The following is an 18,490-nucleotide window of genomic DNA, read 5'->3' on the forward strand; positions in this document are numbered from 1 at the left end:
GGGTTATACAATCGGCACATGACCGACGGCCCCCTCGAATTCACGCTTGCCCGCAACCCGTCTCCGGCAAGCGATGAAGTACGAGCCGGCATCCTGGCCGATCCGGGTTTCGGCCGCTATCACACCGACCACATGGTGTCGCTGAGCTACACCACCGCCGACGGTTGGCATGACGCCCGGGTGCTGCCCTACGGCCCCATCGAGCTGGATCCGTCGGCGATCGTGCTGCACTACGCGCAGGAGATCTTCGAGGGTCTGAAGGCCTACCGGTGGTCCGACGATTCCATCGTGTCGTTCCGCCCGGAAGCCAACGCCGCCCGGCTGCAGGCCTCGGCGCACCGGCTGGCCATTCCGGAGCTGCCCACCGAGCTGTTCCTGGAGTCGCTGCGCCAGCTGATCGCCGTCGACGAGCAGTGGGTGCCGGCCGCCGGCGGCGAGGAGTCGCTGTATCTGCGTCCGTTCGTCATCGCCACCGAACCGGGCCTTGGCGTGCGGCCCTCCGAGCAGTACCGCTACCTGGTCATCGGTTCACCCGCCGGTGCGTACTTCAAGGGCGGCATCAAACCGGTCAGTGTGTGGCTGTCCAACGAGTACGTGCGCGCGTCTCCGGGCGGCACCGGGGCGGCGAAGTTCGGCGGCAACTACGCGGCCTCGCTGCTGGCCCAGGCGCAGGCCGCCGAGCAGGGGTGCGATCAGGTGGTGTGGCTGGACGCGATCGAACGCCGCTACGTCGAAGAGATGGGCGGGATGAACCTGTTCTTCGTGTTCGGCAGCGGCGGGTCGGCGCGCCTGGTCACCCCCGAGCTGTCCGGCTCGCTGCTGCCCGGCATCACCCGGAATTCGTTGCTGCAGTTGGCCACCGATGCCGGCTTCGCCATCGAGGAACGCAAGATCGATGTCGACGAGTGGCAGAAGAAGGCCACCGCGGGTGAGATCACCGAGGTGTTCGCGTGCGGTACGGCCGCCGTCATCACCCCGGTGTCCCACGTCAAGCACCGTGACGGTGAGTTCACCATCGCCGACGGCCAGCCTGGCGAGATCACCATGGCGCTGCGCGACACCCTGACCGGGATCCAGCGCGGCACCTTCGCCGATACGCACGGCTGGATGGCCCGGCTCAACTAGCGGCGCGCCGGGAGGAGCTACCAGGTTTCAGTCTCGACGAGCAGGATGCCCGGAGACTGAAGCCAGGTAGCCCAAAGCGGCTCGCGGCCTACACCAGTTCAGCCGCGTGGCCGATAAGGGCAACGAGACTGAAGCCAGGTACACCAGAGTCCTAGGTGCCGCAGAAGGTGCGGTAACCGGCAGCGAAGTCCGCCGAGCCCGCCAGCGCGTAGCGCTGCAGGTCGGGCCGCTCGGTGAACGGATCGGTGATCGCGTCCAGGAGCGCGCCCGCCGGTGCCATATCGCCCGCGGTCGCGGCCGCCAACGCCTCTTCGACCAGATGGTTGCGCGGGATGTACACCGGGTTCGCCGCGTTCATCGCCGCGGTGTCCGGGGAGTGCTTCCGCCAGCGCTGCACCCACTCCATGTACCCCAGCGGTATGTCCCCGCGGGCTAGACCGCGGAAGAACGACGTGTAGTCCACCTGGTGTTCGGTCATCAGCGCGGGCAACTCGTCGACCAGTGCATCGTCTGGATTATCGTGCGCCAGTCCCAGTTTGGCGCGCATGCCGGTTCGCCAGGCCGTCTGGTAGCGGGGGGCGAACTCGCCGAGCGCCGCGGTGGCCAGCTCGATGGCGGTATCGGAGTCCTCGTCGAGCAACGGCAGCAGCGTCTCGGCGAACCGCGCCAGGTTCCAGCCGGTGATCGCCGGCTGGTTGCCGTAGGCGTAACGGCCCCAGCTGTCGATCGAGCTGAACACCGTGGCCGCATCGAAGGTGTCCATGAACGCGCACGGTCCGTAGTCGATGGTCTCCCCGGAGATCGTCACATTGTCGGTGTTCAGCACGCCGTGCACGAAGCCCACCAGCATCCAGCGGGCCACCAATTCGGCCTGGGCGGTGAGCACCGCGTCGAAGAGCGCCAGGTAGCGATTGTCCGCCTCGACGCAGCCCGGGTGGTGCCGGGCGATCGCATGGTCGGCCAGCCGGCGTAGCAGCCCCGTGTCTCCGGTGGCCGCGGCGTACTGGAAACTCCCGACCCGGATGTGGCTCGCCGCCACCCGCGCCAGCACCGCGCCGGGCAGCGCGGTTTCGCGCTGCACCGCCGCGCCGGTGGCGACCACCGCCAGCGCACGGGTGGTGGGAATCCCGAGCGCGTGCATCGCCTCGCTGATCAGGTATTCGCGCACCATCGGCCCCACCGCGGCGCGGCCGTCACCGCCGCGGGCCAGCGGCGTGCGCCCCGATCCCTTCAGGTGCAGGTCGCGGCCGTCGGCGAACTCACCGAGCAGCAGCGCCCGGCCATCGCCGAGGCGGGGTTGCAGTCCGCCGAACTGGTGACCGGCGTAGACCTGGGCGACGGGTGTGGCCGAGGCGGGCAACGTGGTCCCGGTGAGCAGGCCGATACCGGCCGGGGTGCGCAGCCAGTCGGCGTCGAGGCCGAGTTCGTGTGCCAGGGGCTCATTGAGCAGGAGCAGGGTGGGTCGGGGCGGGGTCTCCGCCTGCCAGCCGATCGCCAGTTCGGGGAACTCGGTGGCGAAGCGGCTGCCCAGCGAGACGGTCGACGTGGTCATCTCCCCGACGCTAGTTGATGGCCAGTCCCAGCGCCGTCAGTGTGGTGGTGACCTCGACGGATGCGCCCAATACGTCGCCGGTGATCCCACCGAACCGTCGGACACAGTGCGCCACCAGCGCCGCGCTCAGGCCCAACGCGCCCAGCACCACCAGTGGGCCCTGCCATGGTCGCGGGGTGGCGAATGCGGCCGCCCCGGCCAGCACGACGGTCCAGATCGCGACCACCCACATCGGCTGGGATCCGGCGACCAGCGCGCCCAGCGTGCTCCCCGGTGCGGCCGGCACCGAACGACGGCAGGTCCACACCACCGCCACCCGCCCCGCCAGCACCGCCACCACGATGGCGACCGGCGTCAGCACGCCGAACGTCAAGCCCTGCAGGGCGATCGCGATGACGACGGCGGCCACCCCGAACGGGCCCGCGGTCCCGCCACGCATCACCGCCAGTGCGCGCTCGGCGGGCCCGTAACAGCCCAGCCCGTCCACGGTGTCGGACAACCCGTCGATGTGCAGGCCCCGGGTGAGCAGCAACAGCGCCGCGACCGCCAGCACACCGGCCAGTGCGCCCGGCCCGAACAGGTGCCCGCCCGCCCACACCAGCGCGGCGGCCGCCGCGCCCAGCACGGCGCCGACGACCGGCAGGGCGGTCAGCGCACCGCGCCCGAACGGGGTCGCCGATCGCACCGGCAGCACGGTGCCGAACGCGAAAGCCGAACCGAGCGAACCGATCATCGTGGCCCGGTCACGCCGGTGCGGTGGAGATGCCGGCCGCGTCGAAGGTCGCCATCGCCGCCAGGGTGGCCACCGCGGCGCGCAGTACCGGCAGCGCCACCGCGGCGCCGCTGCCCTCGCCGAGGTGCATGCCGAGATCGACGATCGGCTCCAGGTCCAGTCGTTGCAGGGCCAGCGTGTGCGCCGGTTCGGTCGACCGGTGCCCGGCGCGCCACCAGGCCCGCGCGCCCGGGGCCAGCTCCTCGGCCACCAGGGCGGCGGCGGTCACCACCACACCGTCGAGCAGCACGGGTGTGCGCCGCACCGCGGCCTGGGCCAGGAAACCGGCCATGGCCGCCAGATCGGCGCCCCCGCACACCCGGAGCAGGGCCAACGGATCGGCGACGACGCTGCGGGCCCGGTACAGCGCGTCGCGAATCGCCGTTGCCTTGCGCGCCCACCCGAGATCGTCGATACCGGTACCGCGTCCGATCACCGCGACGGGTTCCGATCCGGTCAGTGCGGCGATCAAAGTCGTTGCCGGCGTGGTGTTCCCGATGCCCATGTCGCCCGCGATCAGCAGATCGGCGCCACCGTCGACCTCCTCGTCGGCGATGCTGCGCCCGGCCTGCACGGCGGCCAGTGCCTCCTCGGCGCTCAGGGCGTCCTCGACGGCGATGTTGCCGCTACCGCGGCGCACCTTGTGGGCACCGATCGCGGTGCCCGCGGGGGCGGCGTCCACCGCGATGTCGGCCACCCGAACGCCGGCCCCGGCGAGTTCTGCCAGCACGTTGATGGCGGCGCCGCCGGCGTCGAAGTTGGCGACCATCTGCGCGGTCACCTCGGACGGGAAGGCCGACACGCCCGCGGCGGTCACCCCGTGATCGCCGGCGAACACGACCACCCGGGCGCGGCTGAACTGCCGCGGTGGGCACACGCCCTGGCAGGCCGCCACCCACACCGACAGGTCCTCCAACCGTCCCAGTGATCCGGGCGGTTTGGTCAGCGTCTGCTGTCGGGACCGGGCGGCGCGCTCGGCTTCGGGGTCCGGGCCGACGACCGCGGGGAACGCACTCACCTGATCTCCTTCACGGCCACCGGTTGTCCGGCGATGACCAACACGACCCGGTCGCACACCGCGGCCAGTCGCTGATTCAACGTGCCCAGTTCGTCGGCGAACAGCCGGCCGGCGGCGGTCGCGGGCACCACCGTCAGCCCGACCTCCGGGCTCACCAGCACCAGCGGCCCGCGGTAGGCGTCGACCGCCGTGCGCAGGGCGTCGGTTTCGGCCGTGACCGATCCGCCGGTCCACGCCGATACCCGGTCCATCGCCGCGGTCAGCCAGCCGCCGATATCGTCGACCAACGTGGCGGTCGCTGCGTCGGCTCGCAATTGCCCTGCAACGTCCGGGGTTTCGACCGTCGACCAGTGTGCCGGCCGGCGGCTTCGGTGCGCGTGGACGCGGGCGGCCCAGTCGTCGTCACCCTCGGGTGAGGGGCCGGTGGCCAGATAGCGCACGGCGGCCGCCTCGGCGAGGATGCTCTCCGCGTGGTGCGATTTGCCGGAGCGGATACCACCGAGCACCAGTGTGCGCGTCCCGGCGCGGGCGGCGCGAGGGGGCATTACGCCCGGCTCAGACGTCGTCGCCGCGGTTGACCTGCGGACGCGGCGCGCGCATCCGGCGCAGCTGGGACGCCCGGCTACCCGCGTAGAAGCCGAGCTTCCAGCCCGATTCGGTGTTGTCCGGGAAACGTTCGTCGACCCGGCGGTTGACGTAGCGGCCCAGGATCACGCCGTCGATCGCCATCACGATCAGCAATACCGGCATCGCGAACGACAGGGGTTGCTGCACCGCCGGGGACGGGACGGCCAGCGTCACCAGGATGAGACCCAGCGCGATCGGCATGAAGAGCCCGAGCAGGTTGCGCCGCGAGTCGACCAGGTCACGCGCGTAGCGGCGGACCGGTCCCTTGTCGCGGGGCAGCAGGTAGGCGTCCTCGCCGGCCATCATCTTTTCGCGACGGTCGGCCATATCGGCGCGTCGGGTCAGCTTCTGCGCGCGCCGCTCTTCCTTGGTCAGCTTGCGGCCGCCGACCTCTTTGCGACGTTTGCGTGCCTCGGCGGTGGTCATCGGCGCCGGAGCGACCGGGCCGCGACGGCGGGCCGCCTCGCTGCGTTTCGGAGTCGGCCTGCCCTTCGGGGCGGTCCCGCGGGCGTCACCGGTTTCCCCCTGGGAGCCGGTGGATTCGTCATCCTCGGGGGGCGGATTGTCCTTCTTGCGGCCGAGCAGATTCACACCGACCAGATTACTTCCCGGCCGGCGGCCGCCCGCCATGCACCTCGGAAACGCAGGCTCTACGCTGCTGGAATGACGGGCCTCGCAGTGCTGATAGCGCCGGATTGCTACGGAGACAGCCTGACTGCGGTGCAGGCGGCCCACGCCATCGCCGACGGCTGGCAGCAGGCCCGCGGCGACGACGAGCTGACGCTGGCACCGCAATCCGACGGTGGCCCCGGGTTCGTCGACGTGCTGGCCAGCAGGCTGGGCGGGGTGCAGACCAGCACGGTCAGCGGCCCGCTGCAGGCCCGGGTCAGCGCGCACTGGGTGCTGCACGGCCAGACCGCCTATATCGAATGCGCGCAGGCCTGCGGTCTGACGTTGCTCGGCGGGCCGCCGACGGTGCAGACCGCGGTGGCCGCGCACAGCGGGGGTGTGGGGGAGCTGATCGCCGCGGCCGTGGACGCCGGCGCGCGCCGGATCGTGGTCGGTCTGGGCGGCAGTTCCTGCACCGACGGCGGGCGCGGCCTCGTGGACGCGCTCGGCGGTCTGGCGGCCGGACGGACCCGGCTGGCCGGGATCGAACTGATCGCCGCCAGCGACGTCGAGCACCCGCTACTCGGTCCGATGGGCGCCGCCGCGGTGTTCGGACCGCAGAAGGGGGCCGACCCGGCCACCGTGGAGCTGCTCGAGGCCCGGCTCACCGCCTGGGCGGCCGAACTCGGCGACGGTATCGCCGAGTCGCCGGGGGCCGGGGCTGCCGGTGGCATCGGTGCGGCCCTGCTGGCGCTCGGCGGCCGCCGTGAACCGGGGGCGGCCGTGATCGCCGAACACACCGGTCTGGCCACCGACATCGCCCGGGCGGACCTCATCATCACCGGCGAGGGCCGTTTCGACGATCAGTCCTTGCACGGAAAAGTGGTCAGTGCGCTGGCCGGCGGGGCGCGCGGGCGCGCAATCCCGGTGCTGGTGCTTGCCGGGCAGGTCACCCTGGCGCCATCCGCGCTGGCACCGGCGGGAATCGCCGCGGCCCACTCGATCACCGATTTCGCCGGGTCCGTGCAGCGGGCGATGGACGATGCCGAGGCCCAGCTGCGCGGGCTGGCCCGGCAAACCGCCGCCGATTGGACCGTGACGGCTCGGGAATAGCGGGCCGACAAGGTACCGTTGAGAACATCGCGCATGCATGCACTGGCTCTTCCAGGTACTTCAGGAGAATGCAATGACTATTCAGGACGACACCACCACCGAAACCCATGGTGCGGTGCTGACCGAAGCGGCCGCCAGCAAGGCCAAGGCACTGCTCGACCAGGAGGGTCGCGATGACCTGGCGCTGCGGATCGCCGTGCAGCCCGGTGGTTGCGCCGGTCTGCGCTACAACCTGTTCTTCGACGACCGCACCCTCGACGGTGACCTGACCACCGACTTCGGTGGTGTGGCGCTGACCGTGGACCGGATGAGCGCGCCGTACATCCAGGGCGCCACCATCGACTTCGTCGACACCATCGAGAAGCAGGGCTTCACCATCGACAACCCGAACGCCACCGGCTCGTGCGCCTGCGGCGACTCGTTCAACTGATCCCGTACCGGACGGTGGCTCAGCTGGAGCGCTGCACGTAGGAACAGACCAGGATCTGGTCGTCCGACTGCAACAGCTGGGCCACCACCTGTATCTCGGTGCCGGCGTCCGCGGATCCCCGGCCGGTTCCCGGTTCGACTACCGTCATCGTGAACAGTGCCTGGGCCTGATTCGTCGACCACGGGACCACCTTGTCCACCGAAGTCACCTCGACCTCGGTGAACTGCTTGCGGAAGGCGTCCGAGCTCAGATCGGCCAGCGCCAGATCCGAATTGCGGTCGTCGACCGCGTCGTAGAGCCCGCACAGCGCGTGCCGGGCGATCGCCTCGTCATCACCGTCGGTCAGCGCATCCAGGAAGCCCTGGATGGCGGGGCGCACATTCTCGGTGTTCATCACCACCGGCGCGTCGTCCCCGCCGGAGAACACCAGCACCGCACCGACGGCGGCGGCGGCGATGACCGCCACCGCGACGCCGGCGGCGGCGATGACCCGCCACGGTGAACGCTTCGGGTACTGCACCGGCGGCGGCAGGGCGCCCGGATAGGCGCCGGCGAACGGCGGAAACCCTTGCGGGGGAGTGGATTCGGGGTACGGCACGGGACCGGACATCGGGTGCTTTCTCAGGTGGCGGGGCGGGAGCGGGCTCAGATGCAGGCTAGCGCACGACCGTCACGGCCACCTCGGGCCGAAGCGCCGTCACCCGCGCGTCTGTAGTGTTCGCCTAGCTACACAAGTTCTCGAAGCGATGAATTGAAGGGCGACATTCCGTGACCATTGCCGTGACCGGCTCGATTGCGACCGACCATCTGATGAAGTTCCCCGGCAAGTTCTCCGAGCAGCTGCTGCCCGAGCACCTGCAGAAGGTCTCGCTGAGCTTCCTGGTCGACGACCTCGTCATCCACCGCGGTGGCGTCGCCGGCAACATGGCCTTCGCCATCGGTGTGCTCGGTGGCGATGTGGCCCTGGTCGGCGCGGTCGGCAAGGACTTCGGCGAGTACCGGCAGTGGCTCGACGACCACGGCGTCAACACCGACAACGTGCTGGTCTCCGAGACGGCCTACACCGCGCGGTTCGTCTGCACCACCGACGAGGTGATGGCCCAGCTGGCATCGTTTTATCCCGGCGCCATGTCCGAGGCGCGCAACATCGACCTCGCCGACGTCGTGAAGCGCAGCGGCGCACCGGAACTGGTGATCGTCGGGGCCAATGACCCGGATGCGATGTTCCGGCACACCGAGGAGTGCCGGGCGCTCGGCCTGGCGTTCGCCGCCGACCCCTCCCAGCAGCTGGCCCGCCTCTCCGGCGACGAGATCCGCCGGCTCATCGACGGCGCCGCCTACCTGTTCACCAACGACTACGAATGGGACCTGCTGCTGCAGAAGTCCGGGCTGTCCGAGGCGCAGGTGATGAGCAAGATCGAGCTGCGCATCACCACCCTCGGTGAGAAGGGCGTCGACATCGTGGGCCGCGACGGCACCTTCGTACACGTCGACGTCGTCCCGGAAACCCACCAGGCCGACCCGACGGGTATCGGCGATGCCTTCCGCGCCGGCTTCCTGACCGGCCGTGCGGCCGGACTGAGCTTGGAGCGCTCGGCGCAGCTGGCCTCGATGGTCGCCACCCTGGTGTTGGAGGCCCCCGGTCCGCAGGAGTGGACCTGGGACCGCGACGCCGCCGTCACCCGACTGAGCGGCGCCTATGGCGAAGAAGCCGGCGCCGAGATCGCGAAGGCGCTGGGCGCCGGCCTCGGCTGACGCCGGGTGCGGGTCAGAGTTGCACGGGGTAGCTCGGTTCGCTGATCTGCGGTGTGACGCTGCCATCGATGAATATGGCGTGCCACAACATGAAGATCAGCACCGTCCACAACCGACGGCTGTGATCGCTCGCGCCGACGCGGTGCTCGTCGAGCATGGTGCGGACCGCGTTCAGATCGATCAGCTCACCGGCCTGTGATGCCGCGACCGTCGCGTGCGCCCAGTCGAGCAACTCACCGGCCTTGAGCCAATGCCGGATGGGCACCGGGAAACCCAGTTTGGGCCGGTTGAGCACGTGCGCGGGCACGATCGGTTCCAGCGCGCGGCGCAGCGCGTACTTGGTGGTGGTCCGGGTGATCTTCTGGTCGTAGGGCAGCCGCGAGGCCACCGCGAACACCTCGGGATCCAGGAACGGCACCCGCAGCTCCAGTGAATTGGCCATCGTCATCTTGTCGGCCTTGACCAGGATGTCGCCGCGTAACCAGGTGAACAGGTCCACATGCTGCATGCGGGCCACCGGATCCCAGCCGTCGGACGCCGCGTACAGCGGCGCCGTCACGTCGGTGTGCGTCCACTCCGGGCGGAACCCGGGCAGTACCGCCCGCAGCTGCGCATCGGAGAAACTGCGGGCGTTGCCGTAGTAGCGCTCCTGCAGGGTCAGCGACCCGCGATGCAGCAGACTCTTACCGCGCATCCCCTCGGGCAGCGGCTGCGACGCCTTGCCCAACGAGCGTCGCACCGGTTTGGGTAGGTAGTCGAAGGCCTTCAGCGACAACGGCTCCCGATAGATGGTGTAGCCGCCGAACAATTCGTCGGCGCCCTCGCCGGAGAGCACCACCTTGACGTGCTTGCGGGCCTCGCGGGCGATGAAGAACAGCGGTACCAATGCGGGGTCGGCGACCGGTTCGTCGAGGTACCACACGATCTCGGGCAGCGCGGCGACGAACTCGGCGGCGCTGACCACCTTGGTGACGTGCCGTGCGCCGATCGCCTTCGCCGACTCCACGGCGACGTCGACCTCGGAGAACCCCTCCCGTTCGAAGCCCGTCGTGAAGGTGACCAGGCGCGGGTTGTGCCGCATGGCCAGCGCCGCGATGGCGGTGGAGTCGATACCGCCGGACAGGAACGCGCCGACGGTGACATCGGCGCGCATGTGCTTGGCGACGGAGTCCTCCAGCACCGCGGTGATCTCGTCATAGCGGGCCTGCTCGGCGCCCGCCTTGAATGCGACAGGGGTGAACTTCGGCTCGAAGTAGCGGGTGACCTCCGGCGCCTGGCCCGGGCGGATCCGGGCATAACTGCCCGATTCCAGCCGGCGGACGCCGCGCTGCAGGGTTTCGGGTTCGGGCACGTACTGCAGCACGATGTAGTGCTGCAGTGCGCGCGCATCGATGCCCAGGTCCACCCCGGTCGTCGCGGCGAGGTCGAGGATGCACTTCTTCTCGCTGCCCACCACGATGCCGCCCGGGCCGGTGGCCAGGTACAGCGGCTTGATCCCGAACGGGTCCCGCGCGCACAGCAGCTCGCCGGCCTGGGTGTCCCACAGTGCGAACGCGAACATGCCGCGCAACCGGGTCAGCACATCGGTGCCCCAGAAGTGGAAGCCCGCGACGATCGCCTCACCGTCACCGTCGGTGTGAAACACCGCGCCGTGCTCGGCGCGCAGGGCCTCCCGCAACTCCAGGTAGTTGTAGATCTCGCCGTTGAACACCAGCGCGTACCGGTCCGGCGCGTCCGCCGGGCCCCAGCGCAGCGGTTGATGGCTGTGCGCGATATCGATGATCGAGAGTCGGTTGAACCCGAGCACGATATCGCCGTCCGACCAGGTCCCGGGCTCGTCGGGACCTCGGTGACGCATCAGATGCGAGGCTCCCGACACCGCGTCGACCAGCGCGGGGGAGGTCTCGACGGACGGGTCGGTCAGATACGCCAGCAGTCCGCACACCGGGCCAGTATGCCCAATCGCCCGGTCGCTTCGCTCGACCCGGCGGGCGTGGTCTACGCTGCGTAGTATTCGCCAAGATTGACCGACCGCCCTGCGGTTCACCGACTTCATTTAGGAGGCGCCAACGTGACCGCTCGCGGGTACCGTTTGGTGGCGTTGTCAGTGGTTCTGGGTGGCGCGGCCATCCTGCTCAGCGGTTGCAGCTACCAGGAGATCTTCGGTCTGGGCTGGCCGGAGGGCATCACCCCGGAGGCGCGCCTGAACCGCGATCTGTGGGTCTGGTCGGTCATCGCGTCGTTCGTCGTCGGTGGCATCGTGTGGGCGCTGATCTTCTGGACCAGCGCATTCCACCGCAAGAAGGCCACCGACACCGAGCTGCCGCGTCAGTTCGGCTACAACATGCCGCTGGAACTGGTCCTCACCGTGGTGCCGTTCTTGATCATCTCGGTGCTGTTCTACTTCACCGTGGTCGTGCAGGAGCGGATGCTGCACAAGGACCCCAATCCCGAGGTCGTCATCGACGTCACCGCCTTCCAGTGGAACTGGAAGTTCGGGTATCAGAAGGTCGAATTCAGCGACGGGACACTGTCCTACGACGGTGTCGACGACGCGCGCAAGGCGGCCATGGCTTCGGTCCCCGAGGGCGTCGACGAGCACGGTATCGAGCAGGTCGGCCCCATCGCGGGCAAGAACTCCGAGGACCGCACCTACCTGAACTTCGACAAGATCGAGACGGTGGGCACCTCCACCGAGATCCCGATCCTGGTGCTGCCCAAGGGCAAACGCATCGAGTTCGAGATCGCCTCGGCGGATGTCATCCACGGTTTCTGGGTGCCGGAGTTCCTGTTCAAGCGGGACGTGCTGCCCAACCCCAAGGAGAACAACTCCGACAACGTGTTCCAGGTCAGTGAGATCGAGCAGACCGGCGCCTTCGTCGGCCGCTGCACGGAGATGTGCGGTACGTACCACTCGATGATGAACTTCGAGGTGCGCGTCGTGGAGCCCAACGATTTCAAGGCCTACCTGGATGCCCGGTCCAACGGTCTGACCAACGCCCAGGCGCTGGAGGCCATCAACCAGGCTCCGCTGGCCACCACCACCGCGCCGTTCGATACCCGTCGTGGCGAGCAGGTCGGCGTTCCCGCCCAGGCGAGCAAGTAAGGACGACTCATGCATATCGAAGCCCGGTTGTTCGAATTCCTGACCGCGTTCTTCCTGCTGGCATCCGTCGTGTACGGCGTGCTGACCGCGATGTTCTCCCCCGGGGGGATCGAGTGGGCGGGCACCACCGCGCTCGTGCTCACCACCGGGTTGACCCTGATCGCCGGGACCTTCTTCCGCTTCGTCGCACGGCGTCTGGACACCCGGCCCGAAGACTACGAGGACGCCGAGATCAGCGACGGCGCCGGCGAGCTGGGCTTCTACAGCCCGCACAGCTGGTGGCCGATCCTGGTCGCACTGTCCTTCTCCACCGCGGCCGTCGGTGCCGCCCTGTGGCTGCCCTGGCTGATCGTCGCCGGCATCTGCTTCGTGCTGGCCTCGGCCGCCGGCCTGGTCTTCGAGTACTACGTCGGCCCCGAGAAGCACTGACGTACTTCTGCCAGGTCACAACCGTGCGTCAGTTCCTGACGTGGCGCCGTGGCGTGGTCCCCGCCGTAGCCTGGTTGGGTAGTGTTGCCGAGGCAGCAGTCGAGAAGGATAGGCCGAGGTTTAGTTGCAGATGAGCGGGCCTTCAGGACCGGAGTCTCCAGGTGCGGACAAGGATCGCGGGTCCCGCGCCGACGAGACCGACATCCAATCCCGGGCGTACTCCGCGCCGGAGTCCGAGCAGTTCACCAGCGCTCCGTACGTACCGCCGGACCCGGCGTTGTACGACTACGACAACTACGCGCCCGTCGACCCCGAGCAGGATGTCCCGCCCAAATGGCCGTGGGTCGTCGGGGTGGTGGCCATCGTCGCCGCCGTCGCCCTGGTCGCGTCGGTGGCGCTGCTGGTGACCCGGACCGACAACACCGGCCTGGCCGGACCGGACACCTCGACGACGACGGCACCGCCGGTGCAGGACGCGATCACCACCACGCCACCCCCGCCGCCGACCAGTGAGCCGCCGCCCCCACCGCCGCCGACGACCGAGGCGCCGCCCCCGCCGCCGGAGACCGTGACGGTGACCCAGGAACCGCCACCGCCACCGCCGCCGCCGACCGAGGAGCCCGCGCCGCCGCCGGCCACCACCTCCGAGGCGCCGCCGCCCCCGCCGACGACCACCCGGCCCCCCGGCCCCCGCCAGGTGACGTACTCGGTCACCGGCACCAAGGCTCCTGGCGACATCATCACCGTCACCTATATCGACGCGTCCGGGCGTAGTCGCACCCAGCGCAACGTCTACATTCCGTGGTCGCTGACCGTCACACCGATCTCGCAGTCCGAGGTCGGTTCGGTCCAGGCGTCGAGCTTGTTCTTGGTCAGCCGGCTGAACTGCTCGATCACCACAAGCGATGGCACCGTGCTGTCGTCCAACACCGGTAACGCCGCACAGACAAGTTGCTGATGCTCAAAGACACCGAGTTTGCTCGACGTACCCTGTCCGGTCCGGAGAACCTGGAGCGCATCCTGATGGCGGCGTGTGCCGTCATCTGGCTGGCAGCGCTGGGCGCCGCGGTGGCCGCCACCGTGTCGCTGGTGGACCTGGCCAGCGGCCGCGGCACCGTGCGCGCCGAACTCTCCGAGGCATCCGGTTCGGACACCCCCTGGGTGCTCTACACCGTGATCGGCATCTCGGCGGCCGTCATCGTGGTGGCGATCCCGCTGCTGGTGCGCGCCCGCCGGCAGAGCGGTCACCGGTCCTTCACCCCGGGCTCAGGCTCGGTTGTCGACGACATCGCCGCCATACCGCCCCGCGACGCCCGGCGCAGGCAGGTCGAACCCGTCTCGGACACCCCCGCCCGGGGGGCCGCCGCCCTGCCGGCGGTGGTCGACCAGGTGTACGCGCGCTTCGGGCTGTCGATCGCATGTGCCGTCGGGGCGGGCACGCTCGCCGTGGGTGTGGCCACCTACCTGACCGCCGGCGACAGCGGTAGCGCCGCGGTGGCGTTCTACATCATCGCCGGCATCATCACCGTGGCGATGCCGGTGCTGCCCTGGTTCTTCCTGCGCGAGTTGAAGAACGTGGTGGGCACCGACTAGTTCGGTCCTCCCGGCAGCGGGCGCCACCGCAACGGTGGGTCCTCACCGACCCGTCCGTCCACCGCCTCCCGCAGCAGATCGGCGTGGCCGGTGTGCCGTCCGTATTCCTCGATGAGGTCACACAGGCTGCGCCGCAGGCTCGCCCGTTGCCCGTCCGGCCAGGCGATGCACACCAGTTGATCGAGGCCGCCGTCGGCCAGCGCCGCGGTCAGCCTGGCCCGGGAACGCGCCACGGTGCCGTCCCACAGCGAGTAGAGCTGCGCGGGGGTGTCGTGGGCAGCCGAGGTGAAATCCCAGTCCGGGTCGGCGTCCCAGTCGGCGGTGTCCCACGGCTCGCCCATCGCCGAATCGTCGAGGTCGGGGCCGAAACGCTGGGCCTCGGCGCGCGCGAGGTGCTTGAGCAGCCCGCCGAGTGTCAGCGTCCGAGGCACCCACCCGGGTCTGCAGTGCGGCGCTGTCGAGCCCATCGGCCTTCCAGCGGAACGTCATCCGCAGCCGGTCCAGCGCCGCGAGCAGATGCTGCTCCTCGGTACCGGCCAGTGGAGGCTCCCACGGCGGATCGGCCGGCGGATCAGCGTCCATGTGGGTGAGCGTACTGCGCGGGGTAGGGGAGTGGCGCACGAAGAAGGCCCGCGCAGACGTGCTGCGCGGGCCTTCTCCTGGTGAACTACTCAGTGGTGTCCGTTGGACCCGTTCGATCCGTTGGAACCGTTGGTGCCCTGATGCTCGGCGAGCACCGCCAGCGCCCGGTGTTCGGCGCTGTGCGCCGCCTCGGTGAGCGCATCGTGCTCTTCGACCGGGTCGGCGAACAGGAAGTTGCCGGTGCCGGGTGCGCCGCCGGATCCGAGCTTGTTCATCCGCTTGGGCAGGGGCGCGCCCTGGTATTCCAGCGGAATCGGATGCCCGTGATCGTCGACCGGGCCGAGCGGCTGGTGCAGCTCGATGTAGGCACCGTGCGGAAGCCGCGTGATGATGCCCGTCTCGATACCGTGCTCCAGCACCGCACGGTCACTGCGCTGCAGGCTGATCGCCCACCGGTAGGTGATGTAGTAGACGACCATCGGCAGCACCACCATGCCGATACGGCCGATCCAGGTGGTCGCGTTCAGCGAGATGTGGAACTTCAGCGCGATGATGTCGTTCATGCACATGAAGGTGAGCAGGATGTAGAACGAGATCGCCGCGGCGCCCACCGCGGTGCGCGTCGGTGCGTCACGCGGACGCTGCAGCAGGTTGTGGTGTGCGTTGTCGCCGGTGAGCTTGCGTTCGATGAACGGGTAGACCGACAGCAGCACGAACACCAGGCCCATGCCGACGGCCACCCACACCGACTGCGGGATGGTGTAGTTGCCGATGTAGAACTCCCAGGCCGGCCAGGTACGTGCCAGCCCGTCGGTCCACATCATGTAGAAGTCGGGCTGGCTGCCCGCCGAGATCTGCGAGGGCTTGTACGGTCCGAGCACCCAGATCGGGTTGATCTGCAGCAGACCGCCCATCAGCCCGAGCAGGCCGGTGATCATGGCGAAGAAGGCACCCGACTTGACCGCGAAGACCGGCATGACGCGCACGCCGACGACGTTCTTCTCGGTCCGGCCCGGGCCGGGGAACTGGGTGTGCTTCTGGAACCAGACCAGCGCCATGTGGGCGCCGATGAGCGCCAGCATGATGCCGGGGATCAGCAGGATGTGCAGCGCGTAGAGGCGCGGGATGATGATCTCGCCGGGGAAGTCGCCACCGAACAGTGCCCAGTGCAACCAGGTTCCGATGACCGGCATGCCGAGGGTGATCGAGGAGAACGCGGCCCGCAGACCGGTGCCCGAGAGCAGATCGTCGGGCAGCGAGTACCCGAAGTACCCCTCGAACATTGCCAGGATCAGCAGCAGCGAGCCGATGACCCAGTTGGCCTCGCGGGGGCGCCGGAACGCCCCGGTGAAGAAGATGCGCGCCAGATGCACCATGATCGACGCCGCGAACAGCAGCGCGGCCCAGTGGTGGATCTGGCGGACGAACAGGCCGCCACGTACCTCGAAGCTGATCTCCAGGGCCGATTCGTAGGCCCGCGACATCTGCACACCGCGCAGCGGTTGGTAGACGCCCTCGTAGGTCACGTGGGCCATCGACGGATCGAAGAACAGCGTCAGCCACACACCCGTGATGAGCAGGATGATGAAGCTGTACAGCGCGATCTCACCCAGCAGGAACGACCAGTGCGTGGGGAAGACCTTGTTCAGGATGCCGCGGCGCACCGCCTCGGAGGGGTGGTACCGCGAATCGATCGCATCGCCCTGTGCCGCTGCGATGTCTCCGAGCTTGGGACTCATGATTTGCGCTCCCAGAATGCCGGTCCGACGGGTTCGATGAAGTCGCCGTTCGCGACCAGATAGCCGTCCTTGTCGATGGTAATAGGCAGCTGCGCCAGCGCACGTGCGGCCGGACCGAAGATGGGCCGTGCGAAGTGCAGCGCATCGAACTGCGACTGGTGGCACGGGCACAGAATGCGGTAGGTCTGCTGCTCGTACAGCGAGGACGGGCAGCCCAGGTGCGAGCAGACCTTCGTGTAGGCGAACAGCTCACCGAAGTTGAAGCTCTCCTGGCCCTGCCGCTTGACGACCTTCTTCATGTCCTGCGGCTTGATGCGGATGAGCATCACCGGGTTGCGCACACCCATCGCCACCTCGAACAGGTGGTGGCTGGATTCCACGGTGACCCCGTCGCCGTCGGACTCACGCCACGGGAACACGGTCTCCATACCGCCGGCGTCGATGTCTTCGGGACGCATCTTCACGAACGGCGATTCGCCGGGGATGCCGGTGGCACGGGCCAGGTAGATGGTCTCGCCCTCGAAACGCGGGGTCCACCCCGAGGTCCAGAGCACGGCCTTCTTGCCCTCGGCCGTCTGCACGACCGGCTTCCACGGGTTCTTGATCAGACCACCGAGGAAGGCGACCAGGGTGCCCAGGCCGAACGCGCCCAGCCCGATGCCCAGCGACAGACCGACCAGCTTGCGCCGCTTGATGGTCGAACCTTCAAGGGCGTCGGTCAGATTCGCGACGATGGTCTTGCGGTGAATCTCCGCCGAGGCGCCGTCGTGGCGGTCCTGGATGGTGATCTCTTCGGGGATGAACTTCTTCTGGAAGAGCACCGCGCCGACGCCGATCGACAGGATCGACAGGCCGAACGTCAGGCCGTACAGCGGGGTGGCCAGCGTGTAGATCCGCTCACCCTCGGCGCCGTAGGGCACGTACTCCCACGGCCAGAACAGGAAGACCAGCAACAGGGCCAGGCCGGAGAAGCCGGCGAAAAGCAGCCAGTACGCGACGGTGCGCGAGGCACGCTTCTCGGCCTTGGTGCCCTCGACGGGCCAGCGCGGCTCCTTGTAGACAACCTCGACACCGTCGAGCTTGCCGCCGAGCGCGAGCAGTTCCTCGCGCGACATCTCCGCCAGTTCGGCGTCGGTGGGCTGACCCGGAACCGGACGTCCCGAGGTGTCACCGCCCTGAACATCTCCGCTCATGCGCGTGCTCCGATCCACAACGTCATGCCGACAGCCGCCACGATCCCGATGATCCAGATGGCCATGCCCTCTGTGGTGGGGCCGAACCCGCCGAGGCCGTAACCGCCGGGATCGGGCGTGTTGGCGGCCTGCCGCACGTAGGTGACGATGTCGGCCTTCTCCTCGGGGGAGAGCTGGCGGTCGGAGAACTTCGGCATGTTCTGCGGGCCGGTGAGCATGGCGGTGTACACCTGCGCGGGAACCTTGGCGGCTTCGCCGAGATCCGGTGCGTACTTACCGGAGGACAGGGCTCCGCCCTTACCGGTGAAGTTGTGGCAGGACGCGCAGTTCAGCCGGAAGAGGTCGCCACCGCGGGCGACGTCACCGGAGAGCAGGGACTCGTTCGCGATGTGGCCGTTGGCTTCTCGCGGCACGACGGGGCCGCCGCCGTTGGCCTGGACGTAGGCGCCCAGCGCGTCGATCTGATGCTCGTCGAAGACCGGCTCCTTGCGGGGGGCCTGGGCCTCACCGCGCATCGCGGGCATCCGCCCGGTGGAGACCTGGAAGTACACGGCGGCCTCGCCGGTACCGATCAGGCTGGGGCCGCGGTCGGGCACACCCTGCAGGTTGGCGCCGTGGCAGCTGATGCACGAGGTGTCGAACAGCTGCTTGCCGGTGCGCAGCAGCGCCGACTGTGATTCGTCGGCGACCGCGACCTGAGGCGTCGGGGTCAAGGTGGCCGCGACGGCGCCGGTCACGGACAGCCCGAGCAGCAGCAGCACGGCTGCGGACAGGCGTCGACGCAAGCGACGCTGCTTGACCGTCGCCGGCTTCCCGGAGCGGGACTTGCTGAACATCGAACCCCTTC

General features: G+C 69.0%; 19 protein-coding genes. 8 read left to right on the forward strand and 11 right to left on the reverse strand.

The genetic code is table 11. From position 1 onward, the window contains the following. The first annotated feature begins 18 nt into the window (after window positions 1-18). A complete protein-coding gene (locus A7U43_RS13535) occupies window positions 19-1,125 on the forward strand; it encodes a branched-chain amino acid aminotransferase (protein WP_067995949.1) in 1,107 nt (368 codons plus the stop codon). Window positions 1,126-1,276: 151 nt separating this feature from the next. Here A7U43_RS13535 and A7U43_RS13540 read toward each other — a convergent pair whose 3' ends face one another. The 5 genes from A7U43_RS13540 to A7U43_RS13560 are packed head-to-tail and all read right to left on the reverse strand — an operon-like array spanning window position 1,277 to window position 5,685. Continuing rightward, window positions 1,277-2,677 carry a protein adenylyltransferase SelO gene (locus A7U43_RS13540; protein ID WP_067995952.1) on the reverse strand — a complete coding sequence of 467 codons (1,401 nt, stop codon included), beginning with the start codon at window positions 2,675-2,677 and terminating at the stop codon, window positions 1,277-1,279. Window positions 2,678-2,687: 10 nt separating this feature from the next. After that, complete coding sequence (locus A7U43_RS13545) at window positions 2,688-3,410, reverse strand: adenosylcobinamide-GDP ribazoletransferase (RefSeq protein WP_067995954.1); 723 nt, start codon at window positions 3,408-3,410, stop codon at window positions 2,688-2,690. Between the two features lie 10 nt (window positions 3,411-3,420). Further along, window positions 3,421-4,467: a nicotinate-nucleotide--dimethylbenzimidazole phosphoribosyltransferase gene (gene cobT / locus A7U43_RS13550; protein ID WP_067995957.1), complete on the reverse strand. Its 1,047-nt coding sequence runs from the start codon at window positions 4,465-4,467 to the stop codon at window positions 3,421-3,423. Next, the gene (locus A7U43_RS13555) at window positions 4,464-5,012 is read right to left on the reverse strand and encodes a bifunctional adenosylcobinamide kinase/adenosylcobinamide-phosphate guanylyltransferase (RefSeq protein WP_067995961.1); all 549 of its coding nucleotides are present in this window, start codon (window positions 5,010-5,012) and stop codon (window positions 4,464-4,466) included. The genes cobT and A7U43_RS13555 overlap by 4 nt, the downstream gene beginning before the upstream one ends. 10 nt (window positions 5,013-5,022) lie before the next feature. Continuing rightward, window positions 5,023-5,685, reverse strand: a complete 663-nt coding sequence (locus A7U43_RS13560) for a DUF3043 domain-containing protein (protein ID WP_068002650.1) — start codon at window positions 5,683-5,685, stop codon at window positions 5,023-5,025. 72 nt (window positions 5,686-5,757) lie between these two features. Between A7U43_RS13560 and A7U43_RS13565 the strand changes: the two genes are divergently transcribed. Further along, window positions 5,758-6,816 carry a glycerate kinase family protein gene (locus A7U43_RS13565; RefSeq protein ID WP_067995963.1) on the forward strand — a complete coding sequence of 353 codons (1,059 nt, stop codon included), beginning with the start codon at window positions 5,758-5,760 and terminating at the stop codon, window positions 6,814-6,816. 73 nt (window positions 6,817-6,889) lie between these two features. Then, window positions 6,890-7,246 (forward strand): HesB/IscA family protein, encoded by a 357-nt coding sequence (locus tag A7U43_RS13570; protein ID WP_068002654.1) that lies wholly within the window; start codon window positions 6,890-6,892, stop codon window positions 7,244-7,246. A 19-nt stretch (window positions 7,247-7,265) separates the two neighbouring features. Here A7U43_RS13570 and A7U43_RS13575 read toward each other — a convergent pair whose 3' ends face one another. Then, a complete protein-coding gene (locus A7U43_RS13575; protein ID WP_067995965.1) occupies window positions 7,266-7,856 on the reverse strand; it encodes an Rv0361 family membrane protein in 591 nt (196 codons plus the stop codon). 158 nt (window positions 7,857-8,014) lie between these two features. Here A7U43_RS13575 and A7U43_RS13580 point away from each other — a divergent pair, with 158 nt between their 5' ends. Then, on the forward strand, window positions 8,015-9,001 hold the full coding sequence (locus A7U43_RS13580; protein ID WP_067995968.1) for a carbohydrate kinase family protein: 987 nt from the start codon (window positions 8,015-8,017) through the stop codon (window positions 8,999-9,001). 13 nt (window positions 9,002-9,014) lie between these two features. Here the strand turns inward: A7U43_RS13580 and asnB are convergent, their stop codons facing one another. Then, entirely contained in the window at window positions 9,015-10,946 is a 1,932-nt protein-coding gene (gene asnB, locus A7U43_RS13585; protein WP_067995970.1) for an asparagine synthase (glutamine-hydrolyzing), read from the reverse strand. Window positions 10,947-11,072: 126 nt separating this feature from the next. On the opposite strand from asnB, the gene ctaC reads away from it, so the two are divergent. From ctaC to A7U43_RS13605, 4 genes are all read left to right on the forward strand, one after another. After that, on the forward strand, window positions 11,073-12,107 hold the full coding sequence (ctaC, locus tag A7U43_RS13590) for an aa3-type cytochrome oxidase subunit II (protein ID WP_067995974.1): 1,035 nt from the start codon (window positions 11,073-11,075) through the stop codon (window positions 12,105-12,107). A gap of 9 nt (window positions 12,108-12,116) precedes the next feature. Further along, window positions 12,117-12,536, forward strand: a complete 420-nt coding sequence (locus A7U43_RS13595; protein ID WP_067995978.1) for a cytochrome c oxidase subunit 4 — start codon at window positions 12,117-12,119, stop codon at window positions 12,534-12,536. Between the two features lie 130 nt (window positions 12,537-12,666). Beyond that, window positions 12,667-13,494 (forward strand): MmpS family transport accessory protein, encoded by an 828-nt coding sequence (locus A7U43_RS13600; protein ID WP_067995980.1) that lies wholly within the window; start codon window positions 12,667-12,669, stop codon window positions 13,492-13,494. Beyond that, on the forward strand, window positions 13,494-14,129 hold the full coding sequence (locus A7U43_RS13605; RefSeq protein ID WP_067995986.1) for a DUF2561 family protein: 636 nt from the start codon (window positions 13,494-13,496) through the stop codon (window positions 14,127-14,129). The genes A7U43_RS13600 and A7U43_RS13605 overlap by 1 nt, the downstream gene beginning before the upstream one ends. Here the strand turns inward: A7U43_RS13605 and A7U43_RS13610 are convergent. From A7U43_RS13610 to qcrC, 4 genes are all read right to left on the reverse strand, one after another. Further along, window positions 14,126-14,560 carry a mycothiol transferase gene (locus A7U43_RS13610; protein WP_197500007.1) on the reverse strand — a complete coding sequence of 145 codons (435 nt, stop codon included), beginning with the start codon at window positions 14,558-14,560 and terminating at the stop codon, window positions 14,126-14,128. The two genes, A7U43_RS13605 and A7U43_RS13610, sit on opposite strands and share 4 nt — an antisense overlap. Before the next feature lie 240 nt (window positions 14,561-14,800). Further along, complete coding sequence (gene qcrB / locus A7U43_RS13615) at window positions 14,801-16,450, reverse strand: cytochrome bc1 complex cytochrome b subunit (RefSeq protein ID WP_067995988.1); 1,650 nt, start codon at window positions 16,448-16,450, stop codon at window positions 14,801-14,803. Beyond that, window positions 16,447-17,643 carry a cytochrome bc1 complex Rieske iron-sulfur subunit gene (qcrA, locus tag A7U43_RS13620; protein ID WP_067995991.1) on the reverse strand — a complete coding sequence of 399 codons (1,197 nt, stop codon included), beginning with the start codon at window positions 17,641-17,643 and terminating at the stop codon, window positions 16,447-16,449. Before qcrA ends, qcrB begins: the two co-directional genes overlap by 4 nt. Further along, a complete protein-coding gene (gene qcrC / locus A7U43_RS13625; protein ID WP_067995993.1) occupies window positions 17,640-18,479 on the reverse strand; it encodes a cytochrome bc1 complex diheme cytochrome c subunit in 840 nt (279 codons plus the stop codon). Before qcrC ends, qcrA begins: the two co-directional genes overlap by 4 nt. Between the last annotated feature and the right edge of the window lie 11 nt (window positions 18,480-18,490).

Source organism: Mycobacterium adipatum, from assembly GCF_001644575.1.
In the GTDB taxonomy this organism is placed as follows: domain Bacteria; phylum Actinomycetota; class Actinomycetes; order Mycobacteriales; family Mycobacteriaceae; genus Mycobacterium; species Mycobacterium adipatum.

What these genes read in the sequence shown, in the direction of transcription:
- A7U43_RS13535 (WP_067995949.1), top strand. Translation starts at nt 19, where the DNA reads ATGACCGACGGCCCCCTCGAATTCACGCTTGCCCGCAACCCGTCTCCG.
- A7U43_RS13540 (WP_067995952.1), bottom strand. Translation starts at nt 2,677, where the DNA reads ATGACCACGTCGACCGTCTCGCTGGGCAGCCGCTTCGCCACCGAGTTC.
- A7U43_RS13545 (WP_067995954.1), bottom strand. Translation starts at nt 3,410, where the DNA reads ATGATCGGTTCGCTCGGTTCGGCTTTCGCGTTCGGCACCGTGCTGCCG.
- A7U43_RS13555 (WP_067995961.1), bottom strand. Translation starts at nt 5,012, where the DNA reads ATGCCCCCTCGCGCCGCCCGCGCCGGGACGCGCACACTGGTGCTCGGT.
- A7U43_RS13565 (WP_067995963.1), top strand. Translation starts at nt 5,758, where the DNA reads ATGACGGGCCTCGCAGTGCTGATAGCGCCGGATTGCTACGGAGACAGC.
- A7U43_RS13570 (WP_068002654.1), top strand. Translation starts at nt 6,890, where the DNA reads ATGACTATTCAGGACGACACCACCACCGAAACCCATGGTGCGGTGCTG.
- A7U43_RS13575 (WP_067995965.1), bottom strand. Translation starts at nt 7,856, where the DNA reads ATGTCCGGTCCCGTGCCGTACCCCGAATCCACTCCCCCGCAAGGGTTT.
- A7U43_RS13595 (WP_067995978.1), top strand. Translation starts at nt 12,117, where the DNA reads ATGCATATCGAAGCCCGGTTGTTCGAATTCCTGACCGCGTTCTTCCTG.
- A7U43_RS13600 (WP_067995980.1), top strand. Translation starts at nt 12,667, where the DNA reads ATGAGCGGGCCTTCAGGACCGGAGTCTCCAGGTGCGGACAAGGATCGC.
- A7U43_RS13605 (WP_067995986.1), top strand. Translation starts at nt 13,494, where the DNA reads ATGCTCAAAGACACCGAGTTTGCTCGACGTACCCTGTCCGGTCCGGAG.
- qcrB (WP_067995988.1), bottom strand. Translation starts at nt 16,450, where the DNA reads ATGAGTCCCAAGCTCGGAGACATCGCAGCGGCACAGGGCGATGCGATC.
- qcrA (WP_067995991.1), bottom strand. Translation starts at nt 17,643, where the DNA reads ATGAGCGGAGATGTTCAGGGCGGTGACACCTCGGGACGTCCGGTTCCG.
- qcrC (WP_067995993.1), bottom strand. Translation starts at nt 18,479, where the DNA reads ATGTTCAGCAAGTCCCGCTCCGGGAAGCCGGCGACGGTCAAGCAGCGT.